The following is a 2,259-nucleotide window of genomic DNA, read 5'->3' as shown; positions in this document are numbered from 1 at the left end:
CATATTATATGGTTAAGTCCTCGATCTATTAGTATTCGTCAGCTCCACATGTCACCATGCTTCCACCTCGAACCTATCAACCTGATCATCTTTCAGGGATCTTACTAGCTTACGCTATGGGAAATCTCATCTTGAGGGGGGCTTCATGCTTAGATGCTTTCAGCACTTATCCCTTCCGCACATAGCTACCCAGCTATGCCCTTGGCAGAACAACTGGTACACCAGCGGTGCGTCCATCCCGGTCCTCTCGTACTAAGGACAGCTCCTCTCAAATTTCCTACGCCCACGACGGATAGGGACCGAACTGTCTCACGACGTTCTGAACCCAGCTCGCGTACCGCTTTAATGGGCGAACAGCCCAACCCTTGGGACCGACTACAGCCCCAGGATGCGATGAGCCGACATCGAGGTGCCAAACCTCCCCGTCGATGTGGACTCTTGGGGGAGATAAGCCTGTTATCCCCGGGGTAGCTTTTATCCGTTGAGCGATGGCCCTTCCATGCGGAACCACCGGATCACTAAGCCCGACTTTCGTCCCTGCTCGACTTGTAGGTCTCGCAGTCAAGCTCCCTTATGCCTTTGCACTCTACGAATGATTTCCAACCATTCTGAGGGAACCTTTGGGCGCCTCCGTTACACTTTAGGAGGCGACCGCCCCAGTCAAACTGCCCACCTGACACTGTCTCCCGGGTCGATAAGACCCGTAGGTTAGAATTTCAATACAGTCAGGGCGGTATCCCACCAGCGCCTCCACCGAAGCTAGCGCTCCGGTTTCAAAGGCTCCCGCCTATCCTGTACAAACTGTACCAAAATTCAATATCAGGCTACAGTAAAGCTCCACGGGGTCTTTCCGTCCTGTCGCGGGTAACCTGCATCTTCACAGGTACTATAATTTCACCGAGTCTCTGGTTGAGACAGTGCCCAAATCGTTACACCTTTCGTGCGGGTCGGAACTTACCCGACAAGGAATTTCGCTACCTTAGGACCGTTATAGTTACGGCCGCCGTTTACTGGGGCTTCAGTTCAGAGCTTCGCTTACGCTAACCCCTCTCCTTAACCTTCCAGCACCGGGCAGGTGTCACCCCCTATACTTCGCCTTACGGCTTCGCAGAGAGCTGTGTTTTTGCTAAACAGTCGCTTGGGCCTATTCACTGCGGCTTTCCGTTAAGAAAGCACCCCTTCTCCCGAAGTTACGGGGTCATTTTGCCGAGTTCCTTAACCAGAGTTCTCTCGCACACCTTAGGATTCTCTCCTCGCCTACCTGTGTCGGTTTGCGGTACAGGCACCTTTTATCTCGCTAGAAGCTTTTCTTGGCAGCGGGGAATCAAAGACTTCGCTCCATAAGGAGCTTCCCCATCACAGCTCAGCCTTTACGATAAGCGGATTTGCCTACTTATCAGCCTAACTGCTTGGACGTGCACAACCAATCGCACGCTTCTTCTATCCTTCTGCGTCCCTCCATTGCTCAAACGATAAAGAGGTGGTACAGGAATATCAACCTGTTGTCCATCGCCTACGCCTGTCGGCCTCGGCTTAGGTCCTGACTAACCCTGAGCGGACGAGCCTTCCTCAGGAAACCTTAGGCATTCGGTGGACGGGATTCTCACCCGTCTTTCGCTACTCATACCGGCATTCTCACTTCTAAGCACTCCACCAGTCCTTCCGGTCTGACTTCACTGTCCTTAGAACGCTCCCCTACCACTGATACCATTCGGTATCAATCCGCAGCTTCGGTGGTGTATTTAGCCCCGGTACATTTTCGGCGCAGAGTCACTCGACTAGTGAGCTATTACGCACTCTTTAAATGGTGGCTGCTTCTAAGCCAACATCCTAGTTGTCTAAGCAACTCCACATCCTTTTCCACTTAATACACACTTTGGGACCTTAGCTGGCGGTCTGGGCTGTTTCCCTTTTGACTACGGATCTTATCACTCGCAGTCTGACTCCTAAGGATAAGTCATTGGCATTCGGAGTTTGACTGAATTCGGTAATCCGATGAGGACCCCTAGTCCAATCAGTGCTCTACCTCCAAGACTCTTACACTTAAGGCTAGCCCTAAAGCTATTTCGGGGAGAACCAGCTATCTCCAGGTTCGATTGGAATTTCTCCGCTACCCACACCTCATCCCCGCACTTTTCAACGTGCGTGGGTTCGGGCCTCCATTCAGTGTTACCTGAACTTCACCCTGGACATGGGTAGATCACCTGGTTTCGGGTCTACGACCACGTACTAAACGCCCTATTCAGACTCGCTTTCGCT

The 2,259-nt window shown here is 52.1% G+C and carries 1 rRNA gene; it reads right to left on the bottom strand.

The window, feature by feature from the left end:
- Window positions 1–8: 8 nt before the first annotated feature.
- Window positions 9–2,259: ribosomal RNA gene (locus ACTFSI_RS27940) — 23S ribosomal RNA — on the bottom strand; the annotation flags it as partial.

The sequence above is a fragment of the Bacillus cereus group sp. MYBK101-2 genome (assembly GCF_051918845.1).
GTDB lineage: Bacteria > Bacillota > Bacilli > Bacillales > Bacillaceae_G > Bacillus_A > Bacillus_A paranthracis.
The sequence above is the reverse complement of the archived record's forward strand: the minus strand, read 5'-3'. Positions and strand labels throughout refer to the sequence as shown.